We start from the raw sequence: 16238 nt of genomic DNA, 5'->3' as shown, positions 1-16238 counted from the left end.
ATGAAATGAATTGGCGCACCTTTTAACTGGTGATCTTAAGCGGTGGTGCGTGCGCTGAGCAGCTTCACAGCGAACGCTGCCATGATGCCAGCGAAAGAATAGTCGAGAATGCGCATCACCCGCGGTGAGCTGCGCAGGAACTTGGAGACTGCAGAGGCCCCAAACACCATTACGAGACTACTTGGCACGTTCAGCAGAATGAAGAAGAAGCCAAGGAACAACAGTTTTGAGGTTGCGTATGGATCAGAGGCGGACACGAACTGCGGCAGGAAGGTTACGAAGAACAACACAACTTTCGGGTTGAGCAGGTTGATCGTGACAGCCTTTGCCCAAATGGCTCTGGGAGTTTCGCGGGATGCTTCGCCTTCTTCCAATGAGAGGGCGGACCCGTTGCGCAGGATCTGGAAGGCCAGGTAAACCAGATAGAGCGCGCCTACCGTTTTGAGGATCTGGAAGGCAAATTCAGATGCGGCCAGCAGGGCGGAAATGCCAACGGCTGCCAGAAACGCATGGATCATGATGCCGTTGGTTGCGCCGATGATCGCAACCAGTCCGGCTTTTCGGCCCTGTGTGAGCGTTTTGCTCATGAAGAAGGTCATGTCCGGTCCAGGTGTAATGGACAGGATGAAGGTAGCAAGGGTAAAGCCCGCCATCACGCTTAGTTCAGGCACAAAATACATGCGAAAAGCCCTCTGGGTTATTATTCTCAGTTGGCCCCTAACGTATTTCAGTGCCCCAACGCAAGTCTACTGAAGCGTACTCACTATTTCGGAGGGTGCTCTAAAGTGTTTAGGACTTATTGGGTACATCATTGCTTGCAATGATAGCCGGGCGTATGTCCATGCGAGAAATTGAGAGGTTGCCTTTAAGCTGCGCCAGAAACAAAAGTGCTTCAGATACCGCTTCGTATGATGTGGCGGCTTCCTGAGACAGTTCTGTCATGTCTTCTGTTTCCCGAAGATTGTCTGGGATGATGACATGGCTTTGCATCCCGTAGGCATAGAGATCGCCTTGCAGACTTTCAGAAAATCGAAGTATTGCTGCTTTGGTTGCTGAATAGGCTGCCCACTTACTGGTCGCGCCTCGGTTGTTGAGACCTGCTGTTGAGCCAATGAAAATGATTTTCCCAAATCCTTGGTGTTTTCCGTGTTTCATGAAAGCTTTGGAGAGGAGCATTGGGGCTTTAAGTGTGATATCTGTTTCTGCGATGATCTCATCATCAGATAGCTTATCGAATGGCATGCCGCCGGTGTAACCTGAGGCGTTGTTTATTAAGATATCCAGTCGGCCATAGTCAGCAAACGCGTCGGCGATGATTTCATTGCAGGCTGCGGCATCTTTCACGTCCAGCGGTCTCCAATTGAGGCCCGCTTTATCCTGCTTCTCAGAGGTGTCACGTGCTGTTGCAATAACTTCATAGCCTGCGGCCTTGAACGCAACTGCTGTCGCGTAACCTAGTCCGCGTCCTGCTCCGGTAATCAAAACAACTTTTTTCTGTGCGTGGGTCATTCAATTAATATTCTAATGTTCAGGGCGAGCAATCGCTTTTGCAAAGGTAATCGGTAGCCAAGAAATAAGGACCTACAAAATAGGTGAGAACAGGCGGGCGGCCTGGGCGAGGACGCGGAAGGCGTAGCGGCGGTTGTTGAGTTCCAATCGGTCTGTCTGACGGGCGCCTTTGAAATCCTGCTGTAGCATCTCTTCTGTCTTCTCGATCATGTTCTGACCCGTGAACCAGAGCGTGATTTCGAAGTTGATGTTGAAGGAGCGGTTGTCAAAATTGACTGTGCCGATGCCAGCCAGCTCCTCATCGATGAGGATGACCTTTTCGTGCAGGAAGCCTTCCAGATAGCGATAGACCTTGATGCCATGGCTGGCGAGGTTATCTGCATGGGCATAGCTGGCGAGCCAGACGAGCCAGTGGTCGGCTTTTTCCGGCAGGAGGATGCGGACGTCCACGCCGCGCAAAGCGGCTGCGTAGAGGGCTGTGAGGACCTCAATGCCCGGTACAAAGTAGGGGCTGACGATCCAGATGCGTTTCTTGGCTCTTGAAATGCTCTCCACAAACGTGATGGCGCAGTCTTCCTGAATGTCTGCCGGACCTGTCGGCATGACCATGACGCTTTCCCCACCCGTTTGGGAGAAGGAGGAGGGCAGCTCCAGTTGCAGTGTCTTGCCTGTTGCAAATTGCCAGTCTTCGCTGAAGGAGAGTGTGGCTGCGAGTGCTGCCGGGCCCGTGACTTTGACATGAGTGTCGCGCCAGTGACCAAACTCTTTTGACAGCCCCAGATATTCCTCACCGATGTTGTGGCCGCCGATCCAGCAGTGTTTGCTGTCTGTGACCACGACTTTGCGGTGGTTGCGGTAGTTGAGGCGCATGGGGCCGAGCATACGCATGAGGCGGTGGCGTCTGTTGAACGCGCTGACGCGGACACCAGCGTCCTGCAGGCGCGTGAGGTACTGCGTGGAAAGAGAGCGGGAGCCGATGTCGTCGTAAAGCAGGCAAACGTGTAGGCCCGCTTTGGCGCGTTCAATCAAGGCATCTGCCAGCTCCAGTCCTGCGCTGTCTTCGCGGATGATGAAGAACTGGACAAGAACATGCCTTTCGGCGGTGCGGATGCCTTCAATGATGGAGGCAAACATAGCTGGACCATCGATGAGCAGGTCACACTGGTTGTTGGCGAGAAAAGGCACCGAGGCTACACGGGTGTGCACCGGCCACTGGCTGTTGGCTGCGCTGTCTACATACGGTGTGTGGCGATTGAGGACGTCCGCTTCAATCTGGGAGATGTCATCGCGGACCTCGATGTAATCATCCAGCCGCTTCCATGCGAAGACGAAGTAGAGCGGGACTGTTGGCATGGGGATGAAAAACAGGGAGAGCAGCCAGGCAATGCTGCCTTGCGAGGTGCGCGAATACATGATCTCGCGAATGGCGCAAATGACTGCCAAAGCATAGAAAAGAACACTGAAAATTGCGATCAGGGGAAGAAGGCTAAATGAGGATTCCAAGCGCTACAACTCCTGTAATGCGAGGACCTACTTATAGCTGTGCCAAGAGGAATGGTCAAAACCTCTTGGCGTATTGTGCAGTGCTTTCCGTTAAGGTCAGGCAGATTCAAATGGAATGGCGATTTCGGACTTGCGTTCCATCCATTCTGGCACTGGCAGGCCTTTTTCGCGCAGGAAGGTCGGGTTGAACATCTTGCCCTGATAACGGGTGCCGTAGTCGCACAGTATGGTCACGATGGTGTGGCCGGGGCCGAGTTCTTTTGCGAGGCGGATTGCGCCAGCGACGTTGATGCCGGAAGAACCGCCAAGGCAGAGGCCTTCGTGTTCCAGAAGTTCGAAGTTGATCAGCAGGCCTTCTTCATCAGAAATGCGGTAAGGGATGTCGATCGGTGCATCTTCCAGATTGGCGGTGATACGGCCCTGACCGATGCCCTCCGAGATGGAGGAGCCTTCGGACTTCAGTTCGCCGTGGGCGTAGTAGTTGTAAAGCGCTGCACCGTGTGGGTCTGCAAGGCCGATCTTGATGTTCGGGTTCTTTTCCTTCAGGCCGATGCCGGTGCCGGCAAGCGTGCCGCCGGTGCCGACCGCACAGATAAAGCCGTCCACTTTGCCGTCGGTCTGCTGCCAGATTTCCTGAGCAGTGGTTTCAATGTGGCCCTGACGGTTGGCGGTGTTATCAAACTGGTTGGCCCAGATGGCGCTTTGCGGGTGGGTTCTGTTCAGCTCTTCTGCGACCCGCTGCGAGACTTTGATGTAGTTGTTCGGGTTCTTATAGGGGACAGCGGGAACTTCGATCAGCTCAGCGCCAGCGATGCGCAGCATGTCTTTCTTTTCCTGAGACTGGGTCTGCGGAATGACGATGACAGAGCGGTAGCCCAGAGCGTTGCCGACCAGTGCGAGGCCGATGCCGGTGTTGCCAGCCGTGCCTTCCACGATGATGCCGCCCGGCTTGAGCGTGCCGCGTTTGACTGCGTCATTGATGATGAAGAGCGCGGCGCGGTCCTTGACGGACTGGCCCGGGTTCATGAACTCGGCTTTGCCGAGAATCTCACAGCCGGTTCGCTCGGAGGGGCCTTTGAGGCGAATAAGTGGAGTGTTGCCGATGGCTTCGATGGCAGAGGCGCGCGTATCCATAGTTTCTCTCAAATAATTCGTATGACCAAAAATCAGAATGCGGGTGTTTACCCCTTTTGAGACCACGCTACTGCGCTGACCTCACGAGAACAAGAAATGGGCTGCCAAAGGGTGCGTCAGACTAGGATATTATTCTCTTGGCGATTGCGCATGAGAACAAAATTGCTCACGGGGTGCGTGGCTTTCGAATGAGTGCGCTAAATGCGATTTGAGAGAGTATCGATTTGCGCGCAGTCCAGCCTTCGTCAGGATCTGCTTTCCAGCCAGGTGATGGCATCCTTGGTGGCTTTCCAGAGGATCTCGCCGTTCTCACCCGCGCGCAGCATGAAGGAGTTATGGACTTCCTTTGGGACGGGCTGCACTTCCAGCAGGTTCACCTGCGTATCCAATGCCGGAGCAAAAGCTTCCTTGCGGGTGATGATAAAGCGCTCATCAGTTGGCACGCGGGACTGGTCTTTCTTCAGGCTGGCAGACTGCAGTGCTTTGTTGTGAGTGGCAGGCTGCATCACGGTGACGGCGATGGCTCTGCCATCTGGAAGCAAATGCGTCTCGTTTTGTTGGACCTCAGAATTGTAGATGACTTCGCCGTGGGTATCGATCAGCTCGACCCACAGGGTCTTGCGGCCCTCAATTTCCACCTCACCAACCCAGATGGACAAATCGCTCTCTAATGGATCGGCGTAGGGTGTTTTGGAGGGCGGAGCAACGGTGACGGCCAGATAGTCCTCTGGCATGGCGTAGGTGTTGCCATTATCGGATTTTTCGATGAGCTGAGGGCCGGATGTTGTGGCAGGCGAGGAGGCAGGTGGCGTTTCTGCGTGCGAAGGCGCAGCCAAAGCGAGTGGCGCAGCGATGCAGGCGGCAAGAAACCCTGATCTTGTGAGATGCAACTTGAAGGTTTGCGGCAGACCGCAGGATGGCAACAGACTACTCATTTATGGCTCCCTGACTTTTACGCAGCAACTTTCCCAGAGGGGGCGCCTTATTATGTGCACTTCACTAGTCATCACTTAGTAGTGATTATGATAATATGCACTAGATATATTAGAGGTATACGCATTTACTTAGAGTATCTATGCCATAATAATTGTATATAAATTATGTTTCGCGTATTTATACTTTCAGGTTATTTAAATGCTATTATGTAAAATTTTCATTGTGTTGATTTGCTATATGATTTGGATAGAACTGTGATGTAGATCGCAGTTTGTACATATGGCAAAAAAATCTAGTATTTTTCCGCATGAGCTAAGCTTTTGAAAGAACAGCGCTTCATTTCGGCCAATTTTTTGTGGGTGCCAAGGGCTGTCGGGCGGTATTTGAGCTCGTTGCTGATATGCACAGCTCTCCAGACTTATGAACTCCCTAAAAATTGAAGGAGCCAGAGCTGGGTCAGTGGGTGGCCATATGCAGGATCAGGGTGAGTTTTAGCGCAAAATGGAACGCCTCCGCTTTTGTGCGGAAGAGAGTTCTACCCAAATGGACTTTATGTCTTCGGCCAGCGGCACTTGATAGTGCTGCGCCTTCGCTTCGCGTGAACATGGTTTTCTACCCATCATTTTTCTTGTTTTCTGGATAGACGCACACGCACGTGTTTTGTGAAGAGAAGAGCTGTTTAAGAGGAAGGGGAGGATAAAGAGAAAAGTATGGCTCCCCGGGCCGGATTCGAACCAGCGACCAAGCGGTTAACAGCCGCTTGCTCTACCACTGAGCTACCGGGGATCATACTATGTTGCCATTGGCTTTGATCGATAAAAGAAGTGGCTCCCCGGGCCGGATTCGAACCAGCGACCAAGCGGTTAACAGCCGCTTGCTCTACCACTGAGCTACCGGGGATCACGATGATCTTGCCGTATGGCTGCAAACGAAAAAGGATGGCTCCCCGGGCCGGATTCGAACCAGCGACCAAGCGGTTAACAGCCGCTTGCTCTACCACTGAGCTACCGGGGATCATGACACCCTTGCGAGTTTGCCTCGCCGTTTGCGTGAGGAGGCTTTTACAGAGGCATGTTGTGTTTGCCAAGTCGTTTTTTGCGTATTTTTCGATTTGTGGACAGTTTCTCTATTTTTTTATTGAGATATCCAAGGGGGTTAGCCAGAAATCTCCAAAAACCGCGGATTTTGCGGGTTTGATTTTCCGGTGATGTTGGAATCCTCACAAAGACAATTGACAGGAGAGCTGATTGCGCCCCACACTTAAGGCCAGAACTCCAGTTTCTTTTTGTTCCGGCTCAGGCTTTGGAATGACAAGATTAAACGGGAATGCGGTTCCATATATTATGGAGACAAGCCGCAGCTGCCCCCGCAACTGTGAGCGGTGAGACCTTAGCGAAAATCCCACTGGCCTTTTAAGGGCTGGGAAGGGGCTATGGTCGGTTGAGCCGCAAGCCAGGAGACCGGCTGGAGATATGATTTGACATAGGACTGCTGTCGGGTGGACGGCGAGAGGTGCTCATGACGCATATTTTCCTGTCTCCGTGCGAGACAGTTGCTGTACTTTCATATTCTTTGATTGAAGCCCCGGCTTCTTTGCGCTTACTGACCAGCTAACCCAGATGGCTGAACAGAGAGGCGACCTTCGTGTTCGCCATTGCTTGGTTACGGGTGGAGCTCGTTCCGGGAAAAGCGCATATGCGGAAAAGCTGGTTATAAGCAGCGGGCGACGCCCGACTTATATCGCGACAGGCCAGGCCTTTGACGGTGAAATGGAGGAGCGTATCGCGCATCATAAGATGCAGCGGGGCGACCTTTGGGACACTGTTGAGGAGCCGCTGGAGCTTGTGCGCGTGCTGGAAACGCATGCCAGCAACGATCGTGCGATCCTCGTTGATTGCCTGACACTTTGGCTTTCCAACCTTATGCACGGGTCGCGGGACTGGACCGTGGAGCTTGAACGGCTTGAGGCGGTTCTTAGCTCTTTGCCGTGCCCTGTCGTGTTTGTTGGCAATGAAGTGGGCATGGGCATTGTGCCTGAAAACGCCATGGCCCGCGCCTTTCGAGATGAAGCTGGCCGCCTGAACCAGCGTATCGCCGACCTCTGCCATTTTGTGATGTTTGTGGCTGCTGGGCAGCCTTTGCAGCTGAAGCCTGCTGTTTTACCGGAGATTTCCCTATGACTGTTTCTTTTGCTGCACCTTCTAAAAAAATCCCTGCTGTCATTATCACTGGTTTTCTGGGTGCCGGAAAAACCACGCTGGTACGCAACCTGCTGATGAAGGCACAGAACAAGCGCATTGCGCTGATCGTCAATGAATTCGGCGAGATGGGTTTTGATGGCTCACTGGTGAATGGCTGTGCTGACCCGGACTGTTCTGCTGATGAAGTGGTGGAGCTGGCCAACGGCTGCATTTGCTGCACGGTAGCTGATGATTTTCTGCCGACCATGGAGATGCTTCTGGAGCGCGAGCAGGTGCCGGATGTGGTTGTGATTGAAACCTCTGGCCTTGCCTTGCCACAGCCGTTGGTGCGTGCGTTCAACTGGCCTTCTGTCAAGCCACGTGTGACCGTTGACAGTGTGGTGACCGTGGTAGACGCACCGGCTGTTGCCGCTGGCAAAGTAGCCTGCGATGAAGAGGCTGTTGCTGCGCAGCGGGCGGCGGATGATGCGCTGGACCATGAAAGCCCGGTGGAAGAGCTGTTTGCGGATCAGCTGACCTGTGCTGACCTTGTTGTGCTTTCCAAAGCGGACCTTTTGAGCGAGGCAGAGCTGGCGGCGGTGAAGCAGACGATCCGTGGCCGTGTTCGCGATGGGGTTGAGATTGTTTCTGCCTCTCATGGCGAGCTGGCGCTGGATGTTTTGCTTGGGCGGGATGCTGGTGCAGAAGATGATATGGACTTGCGCCTTTCTCACCATGAAGCGCAGCATGCTCAGGACCAGGACCAGGACCAGGACCAGGACCAGGACCACGACCACGACCACGACCACCATCATCACGATCATTCTCATGATGATTTTGAGAGTTTTGTACTGCCAACCCGCCGGTTCGTCTCAATTGATGAGGTGAAGGCTCAGGTGGGAGCGGCCATGAAGGTTTCTGGTGTGTTGCGCATTAAGGGCAGTGTGGTGGTTGAGGGCAAAACCGCGCCGGTGCTAGTGCAGGCGGTTGGGCCGCGTGTGGAGGCCTGGTTTGCGGCTGGCAGTGAAAGCCACTCCAAACTTGTTGTGATCGGCCTTGCGGGGCTGGACAAGCACAGTGTGCAGGCTGCGCTGAGTGAATTTGAGTTGGTTCAGGCCTGATGCACGTACTTGTCGGGCAATCACGCCGATTGGATGATGGAGAAGAGGCCGTCGACCTTGAGCAGGCGCCTGCGGATGTTGTGTTTTTAAGCGCAGCAGACACAGAGCTTGCCGGGCTTGCGGCGGCGCATGCCCAGCATGAGGGCTACTCTCTTCGTCTTGCCAGTTTTCTGGCGCTGTCGCATCCGTACTCTGTTGATCTTTATGTTGAGCAGACCATTCAGGACTCCAAGCTTGTTGTGGTGCGCCTTTTGGGCGGTGTTGAATACTGGCGTTACGGCGTTGAGCGGCTGGAAGCAGCTGCCCGCGCTGACGGGGTGAAGCTGGTTCTGCTGCCCGGTGATGACAAGTGGGACGAAGAGCTGGCGATGCGCTCCACCGTGCCTTTGTCAGTTGCGCAGATGTTGTGGCGCTATCTGATTGAGGGCGGGGCGGAGAACTTTTCTAACGCTTTGCTATATGCCGCGCAGATTACTGAGTTGCCTGTTGAGACACCATCGGAGCCAATGGCGTTGCCGCGGGCCGGGCTGGTGCTGCAAGGGCATTCGCTTCCTTCCTTAGATGATGTGCGGGCGAGCTGGAAAGACCCAAGCCGTCCGGTCGCGGCCATTGTGTTTTATCGGGCATTGTACCAGAGCGGTGCGATTGAGCCAGTGCAGGCATTATGCCATGCGCTTGAGGCACAGGGGATAAACCCGCTGGTGCTTTATGTGGCGAGCCTGAAAACTGCGGAATGCGCTGGTGTTGTTTCCAGCGTGTTTGAGCAGTGCCCGCCAGACGTGATTTTGAATGCCACAGCCTTTGCTTTGTCGAGTGCAGGTGCTGTTCATTCCGGCACGGTGTTGGACAACTCAGGTGCATGTGTTCTGCAGATCGTTTTGTCATCTTCCTCGGAAGAAGGGTGGGCGGAGAGCGATCAGGGCTTATCCCCGCGCGACCTTGCCATGCATGTGGTGCTTCCTGAAATTGATGGTCGTCTTTTGACGCGGGCGATCTCGTTTAAGGAGGAAGGTGGGCGTGATGTCAGGACCCAATGTTCGCTTGTTCGCTTTGTACCAAAACCGGACCGGATTGAGTTTGTGGCAGCGCTGGCGGCCAATTGGGCGGGTTTGAGACACAAAAACGCAAATCAACGCAAAATTGGCATAGTGCTCGCAAACTATCCCAACAAGGATGGGCGTATAGCAAACGGGGTTGGGCTGGATACACCTGCCTCTTGCGCGCACCTTCTTTGCGCCATGAAAACAGAAGGTTATGGAGTTGTAGAGAATGCGCCGAAATCTTCTGAGGCGTTGATAGAGGACCTGCTGGCAGGCCCCACCAACGCACTTAGCAACGCAAACCAACGCAAAGGCGGGGAAGTGTTTGCGCTTGCTCGCTATAAGCAGTTGTTTTCTCAGCTGCCTTTGGCTGTGCGTGAGGGGATTGAGGAACGCTGGGGTGCGCCGGAGGACGATCCGCATATTGTGGACGGCTCTTTCCAGCTGGCGCTTAAGACTTACGGCAATATCACTGTCGGCATTCAGCCCGCACGCGGCTATAACATTGATCCTAAAGAGACTTATCACGATCCGGCACTTGTTCCGCCGCATCATTACCTTGCCTGGTACATGTGGCTGCGCGACAGCTTTGAGGCGGACGCACTTATCCACCTTGGCAAGCACGGCAATCTGGAATGGCTCCCCGGAAAAGCACTCGCCTTATCAGAGGCTTGCTATCCGGAAGCCGTGATTGGACCTGTGCCTAATATCTATCCTTTCATCGTCAACGACCCCGGAGAGGGATCGCAGGCGAAACGGCGGTTATCCTCGGTGATCATTGATCATCTTACCCCTCCGCTGGCCCGCGCTGAGAGCCACGGCTCTGCGCTGGAGCTGGAGGCGTTGCTGGATGAGTATTACATCGCCGCAGGGGTGGACCATCGCCGCCTGAAAGCGCTTGGAAAAGAGATACTTGGCGTTGCTGCGCGTGAAGGTATGGACAAAGACATCGGCCTCACATCGCAGATGGATGAGGACACGCGTTTGGCACGGCTCGATGCCTACTTGTGTGACCTGAAAGAGGTACAAATCCGCGATGGGTTGCACATTCTTGGGCAGTCGCCAACAGGAGAGCAACGGGCCGAATTGCTGGTGGCTTTGCTGCGCGTGCCGCGTGGTGAAAAGCCTCACGAGAACAGTCTGTTACGCGCACTTGCTGAGGATTTGAATCTGGTGGAGTTTGATCCACTGGATTGTGCCTTTGAGCAGGCGTGGACTGGTGAACGGCCTGTGTTTTTGCAGGAGCTTGTTGACGCGCCGTGGCGCAGCTGCGGGGATACAGTTGAGCGGCTGGAAGCGCTGGCGCTGGCGTATGTTTCTGGTGAGCGGGTGGTTCCGGCTGGATTTACAGCGACTTGCGCCGTGTTGGAGGCGCTGGAGCAAGACATCGCGCGCTCAGTTGATGCCTCTGGCGCTGCTGAGGTGGACGGGGTGTTATCCTCCTTGGCCGGACGGTTTGTCCCCCCCGGACCATCGGGTGCGCCGTCGCGTGGTCGCCCTGATGTGCTGCCGACCGGGCGTAACTTTTATTCTGTTGACGTTCGCTCCGTTCCTACAAAGGTCGCCTGGAAGCTTGGTGAGAGAAGCGCTAGCGCGTTGATTATGCGGCACTTTCAGGAGCACGGCGAGTGGCTGCAAAGCATCGCCATGAGCTGCTGGGGAACCGCAAATATGCGCACCGGCGGGGATGATATCGCACAGGCGCTGGCCTTGATTGGGGCTCGTCCGGTCTGGGAAGACACCTCTGGCCGCGTGACAGGTTTTGAAATTGTTCCGCTTTCCGAGCTTCAACGCCCTCGCGTTGACGTAACCCTCAGAATTTCCGGCTTTTTTCGCGATGCGTTCCCACAACTCATACATTTGTTTGACGCTGCCGTTGCTGCGATTTGCGATCTTGATGAGCCTGATGATGCCAATCCTCTGGCGGCTCGGTACCAAACTGAGCTTGGGGGATTACTTGCGAAAGGTGTTGAAGAAGGACAAGCGCGCAAGCGGTCTTCCACCCGGATTTTTGGTAGTAAACCAGGGGCTTACGGCGCTGGCCTGCAGGCGCTGATTGACGAGAAGCTGTGGGATAAACGCGCGGATTTTGCGGAGAGTTTCCTGGAATGGGGCGGCTATGCCTATGGCCGTTCGCAAGAAGGCGAGCAAGCCAGAGACGATCTGGTCACCCGGCTCACCCATGCTGATGCAGTGGTTCACAATCAGGACAACAGAGAGCACGATCTCCTTGATTCTGATGACTATTATCAGTTTGAGGGCGGTTTGGCCGCAACTGTTGAAACGCTCAAAGGCGATGCTCCGCACGTCTACCACAACGACCATTCGCGCCCTGAACGCCCTGTCATTCGCACGCTTTCTGAGGAAATCGGGCGGGTTGTCAGAGGAAGAGCTGCCAATCCAAAATGGATCGCAGGTGTGATGCGCCACGGGTATAAAGGTGCTTTTGAGATGGCGGCCACGGTCGACTATCTCTTTGCTTTTGGGGCGACGACCAATGCAGTCTCTAACCATCATTTTGATCAGCTCTATGATGCATATCTTTATGATGATGAGGTGCGGGACTTTATTGCAGAGAAGAATTCTGCAGCGCTTTTGGAAATGACAGAGCGATTTTTAGAGATCATTCAAAGAGATATGTGGGTGCCGAAACGAAACAGCGCCTTTGAGGACTTAATGGAGCTGCGACGCGCGCTCATGGGTGGAGGGGAATAAGAATGGTTACCAAGGCTGACATGAGTGAAGAAGATCTGGACGCGCGCCACGCTGAAAAGATGCGTAAGAAGAAGGCTGCGCGCGATAAGATCATGGCGACTAAGACCATCGAGAAGGGACTGCTGATCGTCCATACCGGCAAGGGGAAAGGCAAATCCACCGCTGGTTTCGGCATGATCTTTCGCAGCCTCGGTCATGGTCATAAAGTGGCTGTCGTACAGTTCGTGAAAGGCCGCCTGGAGACCGGCGAACGCATGGCATTGGATCGCTTCTCTGATCTCGTCACCATCAAACGCATGGGCGAAGGCTTTACATGGGAAACTCAGGATCGCCAGCGAGATATCACAGCTGCACACGCTGCCTGGGATGCGGCAAAGGAGCTGATCAGCTCTCGTGAACATAAGATGGTTTTGCTGGATGAGCTGAACATTGTATTGCGTTACGAATACATACCTCTTGAAGAGGTTGTTGCGTACCTGCGTGATGAAAAACCTGAGGATGTTCATGTGGTTATCACAGGTCGGAATGCGAAGGACGAGTTGATTGAGATTGCTGATCTTGTGACTGAGATGGGCCAGATCAAGCATCCATTCCGCTCTGGCGTGAAGCCGCAGGAAGGCATTGAGTTTTAAGTTGTGACGTCATCCGTTTCGCAGAAAAGAAAGCCAGCCCTGATGATACAGGGCACTGGCTCTAACGTTGGTAAGAGCGTGCTTGTTGCCGGACTGGCGCGTGCTTTCACGCGGCGTGGTCTTTCCGTTCAGCCGTTCAAACCGCAGAACATGTCTAACAACGCTGCTGTCACGGCTGACGGTGGAGAGATTGGGCGCGCTCAAGCCTTACAGGCACGAGGCGCAAATGTTGCGTTGAGCGTGCATATGAACCCTGTGCTTTTGAAACCTGAAAGCGACAGTGGGTCTCAGGTGATTGTGCAGGGCAAACGGTTTGGTACGTTGCGCGGGGCGGAGTTTGGTCGGCAAAAAGGCACGCTTATCCAGTACGTTATGGAGAGTTTTGCTGAAGTTGAGTCAATGGCTGATCTGGTTCTGGTTGAGGGAGCCGGCTCGCCGGCTGAGATCAATCTGCGCTCCGGTGACATTGCCAATATGGGCTTTGCCGAGGCAGCAGATGTACCGGTTGTACTGTGTGGAGATATTGATCGCGGCGGCGTCATTGCCTCGTTGGTCGGAACGCATGCTGTGCTGGAAAGTGGTGAAGTAAAACGCATAAAGTCGTTTTTAATCAATAAGTTTAGGGGTGAACCCTCACTGTTTGATTCAGGTGTAACGGCTATTGAGGACAAAACCGGATGGCCCTGCAATGGCGTGGTGCCATGGTTTGCGCAAGTGATGGACCTGCCTGCGGAAGATGCGCTGGACCTGTCTGAGAGCACCAGTCGCGGTAAGTTGAAGGTTGTGGTTCCTGTCATCAGCCGAATTGCGAATTTTGATGATCTTGACCCACTTCGCATGGAAGCGGATGTTTCGCTGGAGTTTGTGCTCCCGGGTGAGGTGCTGCCAGCTGATGCGGATGTGGTTTTGCTGCCGGGGACCAAGTCCACCATCGGTGATATTGCCTTCTTCCGCGCTCAGGGGTGGGACATTGATCTTTACGGTCATGTCCGCCGCGGTGGGCAAGTGCTGGGGATTTGTGGCGGCTACCAGATGCTTGGCAAAACTATCGCGGATCCTGAAGGCATTGAAGGTGATGCTGGCACCGTTGACGGGCTTGGTTTGCTGGATGTTGAAACGGTTTTGACAGCCCATAAGGAAACCACGGAGAAGACCGGGTTGCATGTCCCGAGTGGTGAGAGTGTCACAGGTTATGAGATCCATGTGGGGCGGACGTCTGGCCCGGATTGTGAACGTCCCTTTGTTGACCTTGGAGACCACGTGGATGGTGCGATCTCGAAAACCGGCCAGATTTCAGGGTGTTATATGCATGGCGTCTTTGGCTCAGATGCGTTTCGTGCAGCATTCCTGAAAGGGTTTGGGGCTGTTTCTCAATTGGGATACGAGCACCGCGTGGAACGGGCGCTGGATGCGCTGGCGGATCATCTGGAGCAGCATCTTGATCTGGATGCGCTTTGGGAAATTGCTCAAAGCCGCATTAGATAACTAAAATTGCTGCGATCAGGAGTGCTAGGAGGACGCTGGAAATTGCCATCAGTTTCAGCGCACAATCAATATCATCTGCATCCGCTATTTTGCGTCCTTCTGCGTTCATGAAGGGATCTTCAATACGGTATTCAGCATACTGCCGTGGGCCTGCTAGAGCTATTCCGAGCGCCCCTGCCATAGCAGCTTCGGGCCAGCCTGCGTTGGGTGAACGGTGTTTTTTTGCTTCCCTAAGGATGGTGGAGAGTGCTGTTTTATAAGCTCTGCCGGAAATGAGCGCTGCGAGCACGATCAGCAGACCGGACAGGCGAGAGGCTGGTAGATTGATCAAGTCGTCAAACCGTGCTGAGGCCCAGCCAAAGTCCTCATAGGTTTCGTTTTTATGGCCGATCATGCTGTCAGCTGTGTTGACGGCTTTGTAAATGAACAGCCCTGGTAGACCGAGCACGGCAAACCAGAAGATGGGTGCGACCACACCATCTGAAAAGTTCTCCGAGCAAGATTCAATTGCTGCTCTGCTGACGCCAGCTTCATCCAAATACTCAGGATTACGGCCAACGATCATGGAGACTTGTTTGCGGGCCTCGGTAAGGCCGGAGTTTCGCAGGGCATCGCGTACTCTTGCTACGTGTTGATAGAGGCTTTTCTGCGCAATCAAGGTCATGCTGATCAGCGCGACCAGAATGCCACTAAATGGCAAAAAATCGAGCAGATACTGGAGTGCCAGTCCAGCAAAGCCAGCGGTGCTGATCAACAAGGCAAGCGTTAGAATGCCATTGGTTTTGCGAGCTGAGCGTTGGTATTCCGGTTTGTTGTAGGTGTGATCCATATAGGAGATCAGCTTACCAATCAGAGTGACTGGATGTGGCAGTCTGGACCACAGCCAGTCCGGGTCGCCAATCACGGCATCAAGACAAATGGCAAGCAGAACGATCCAGAGCGTGTTTTCAAAGAGCAGCATGGTTTTCGACCGTCTGTACTGCGCTCTTAAATGCTAGCATGAACCGCTGCCGGGCGGATTTGGATGCAGGCAATCCAAGGCGCAACCAGCTTTCGCTGTAATCGAACACGCGTGTCCAGATTTTCTCTTTCGCCAGTGCTGTGTGGAGCTGGTGAGCACAAGGGTGGTCAATCAACAGATAGAGATTGGTGTGGCCCATGGCTGATGTACCTAGCTCCTGAAATGTTGCCCTGAAAATGGCCATTTCCGTTTTCAAAAACGCCCGCATTTCGTCTTGCCAGTTCAGATCCGACAGAGCGGCGCAGCCAACATCCAATGCGGGGCCCGACACCGCCCAACTGCCCAACTGGTTCTGTAGTTTCGTCGTGATTGCTTTGGGACCAACAAGAAACCCTAGGCGCAAACCTGCGAGGCCGAAGAACTTGCCGAAGCTGCGCAGGACCAGAATCGGAAGGTCATAAAGCTCAGGAATGATCGAGGTTTCTGGATAAAGATCCATGTAGGCTTCGTCGATGATCAGATAGCCGCCGCTTTCTTTCCTCTTAACTGCAAGTTCCAAAAGTTCGGTTTTTGAGAAAAGATGGCCATCCGGATTGTTCGGGTTCACAAGCAAAAGGTGATCAGTCGCAGCGGTATGGGCTTCTTGAGCGGAAATGCATTGGACGGTCGCACCAGCAGCTCTCCAGCTTTCATCGTGGGAAGCATAAGTTGGGCTGACGATTGCGATTGAAGAGCTGGCACCCAATAAATGCGGAAGCGCGGTGATTATTGCCTGAGTGCCGGGTGTTGCAGTGATGCCTGAGTGCGGTGCGACCTGATAAGCCTTTCGTGCAGCTTCAATCAGCGCGACTTCGGCTCTTTCGCTTGGCAGCTCTGCCAGACCGCGGAACGTGATGTGTTCTGCTGCTGGATAGGCAACAGGATTGATGCCGGTGGAAAGGTCCAGCCAGTCGCTGATCTCGCCGCCAAACTCAGCAATTGCCTTTGAAAGATCGCCACCATGTTGCATCGGTCTAACCCCG

12 protein-coding genes, 3 tRNA genes and 1 riboswitch are annotated in these 16238 nt (G+C 54.0%); of the genes, 5 read left to right on the top strand and 10 right to left on the bottom strand.

Annotated elements, in window-relative coordinates; genetic code table 11:
* Nucleotides 1-35: 35 nt before the first annotated feature.
* From PsW74_RS05075 to PsW74_RS05040, 8 genes are all read right to left on the bottom strand, one after another.
* A complete protein-coding gene (locus PsW74_RS05075; RefSeq protein WP_063289159.1) occupies nucleotides 36-680 on the bottom strand; it encodes a LysE family translocator in 645 nt (214 codons plus the stop codon).
* Nucleotides 681-789: 109 nt separating this feature from the next.
* Nucleotides 790-1509, bottom strand: a complete 720-nt coding sequence (locus PsW74_RS05070; RefSeq protein ID WP_063289158.1) for an SDR family NAD(P)-dependent oxidoreductase — start codon at nucleotides 1507-1509, stop codon at nucleotides 790-792.
* A 72-nt stretch (nucleotides 1510-1581) separates the two neighbouring features.
* On the bottom strand, nucleotides 1582-3012 hold the full coding sequence (gene cls / locus PsW74_RS05065) for a cardiolipin synthase (protein ID WP_063289157.1): 1431 nt from the start codon (nucleotides 3010-3012) through the stop codon (nucleotides 1582-1584).
* A gap of 96 nt (nucleotides 3013-3108) precedes the next feature.
* The gene (locus PsW74_RS05060; protein ID WP_063289156.1) at nucleotides 3109-4146 is read right to left on the bottom strand and encodes a cysteine synthase A; all 1038 of its coding nucleotides are present in this window, start codon (nucleotides 4144-4146) and stop codon (nucleotides 3109-3111) included.
* A 245-nt stretch (nucleotides 4147-4391) separates the two neighbouring features.
* The gene (locus PsW74_RS05055) at nucleotides 4392-5081 is read right to left on the bottom strand and encodes a hypothetical protein (protein WP_063289155.1); all 690 of its coding nucleotides are present in this window, start codon (nucleotides 5079-5081) and stop codon (nucleotides 4392-4394) included.
* Between the two features lie 712 nt (nucleotides 5082-5793).
* Nucleotides 5794-5868: transfer RNA gene (locus PsW74_RS05050), tRNA-Asn, on the bottom strand.
* A 39-nt stretch (nucleotides 5869-5907) separates the two neighbouring features.
* Nucleotides 5908-5982: transfer RNA gene (locus tag PsW74_RS05045), tRNA-Asn, on the bottom strand.
* A 39-nt stretch (nucleotides 5983-6021) separates the two neighbouring features.
* Nucleotides 6022-6096 (bottom strand) — tRNA-Asn (locus tag PsW74_RS05040).
* Nucleotides 6097-6356: 260 nt separating this feature from the next.
* Nucleotides 6357-6566: riboswitch (cobalamin riboswitch) on the top strand.
* A 135-nt stretch (nucleotides 6567-6701) separates the two neighbouring features.
* On the opposite strand from PsW74_RS05040, the gene cobU reads away from it, so the two are divergent.
* Genes cobU through PsW74_RS05015 form a run of 5 tightly spaced genes read left to right on the top strand, consistent with a single transcriptional unit; the run spans nucleotide 6702 to nucleotide 14255 of the window.
* Nucleotides 6702-7262, top strand: a complete 561-nt coding sequence (gene cobU / locus PsW74_RS05035) for a bifunctional adenosylcobinamide kinase/adenosylcobinamide-phosphate guanylyltransferase (RefSeq protein ID WP_082830483.1) — start codon at nucleotides 6702-6704, stop codon at nucleotides 7260-7262.
* The gene (gene cobW / locus PsW74_RS05030) at nucleotides 7259-8383 is read left to right on the top strand and encodes a cobalamin biosynthesis protein CobW (protein ID WP_063289154.1); all 1125 of its coding nucleotides are present in this window, start codon (nucleotides 7259-7261) and stop codon (nucleotides 8381-8383) included. Before cobU ends, cobW begins: the two co-directional genes overlap by 4 nt.
* Entirely contained in the window at nucleotides 8383-12138 is a 3756-nt protein-coding gene (gene cobN, locus PsW74_RS05025) for a cobaltochelatase subunit CobN (RefSeq protein ID WP_063289153.1), read from the top strand. Before cobW ends, cobN begins: the two co-directional genes overlap by 1 nt.
* Before the next feature lie 2 nt (nucleotides 12139-12140).
* Complete coding sequence (cobO, locus tag PsW74_RS05020; protein WP_063289152.1) at nucleotides 12141-12770, top strand: cob(I)yrinic acid a,c-diamide adenosyltransferase; 630 nt, start codon at nucleotides 12141-12143, stop codon at nucleotides 12768-12770.
* Between the two features lie 42 nt (nucleotides 12771-12812).
* Nucleotides 12813-14255, top strand: a complete 1443-nt coding sequence (locus PsW74_RS05015; RefSeq protein WP_063289151.1) for a cobyric acid synthase — start codon at nucleotides 12813-12815, stop codon at nucleotides 14253-14255.
* On the opposite strand, the gene cbiB is transcribed toward PsW74_RS05015, so the two are convergent.
* Together cbiB and cobD are read right to left on the bottom strand one after the other, a co-directional pair.
* A complete protein-coding gene (cbiB, locus tag PsW74_RS05010) occupies nucleotides 14248-15216 on the bottom strand; it encodes an adenosylcobinamide-phosphate synthase CbiB (protein WP_063289150.1) in 969 nt (322 codons plus the stop codon). The genes PsW74_RS05015 and cbiB overlap by 8 nt on opposite strands.
* Complete coding sequence (gene cobD / locus PsW74_RS05005; protein ID WP_063289149.1) at nucleotides 15203-16225, bottom strand: threonine-phosphate decarboxylase CobD; 1023 nt, start codon at nucleotides 16223-16225, stop codon at nucleotides 15203-15205. The genes cbiB and cobD overlap by 14 nt, the downstream gene beginning before the upstream one ends.
* Nucleotides 16226-16238 lie beyond the last annotated feature (13 nt).

This window comes from Pseudovibrio sp. W74 (genome assembly GCF_001623085.1).
Classification (GTDB): domain Bacteria; phylum Pseudomonadota; class Alphaproteobacteria; order Rhizobiales; family Stappiaceae; genus Pseudovibrio.
This window is presented reverse-complemented; position numbering and strand designations above follow the sequence as displayed.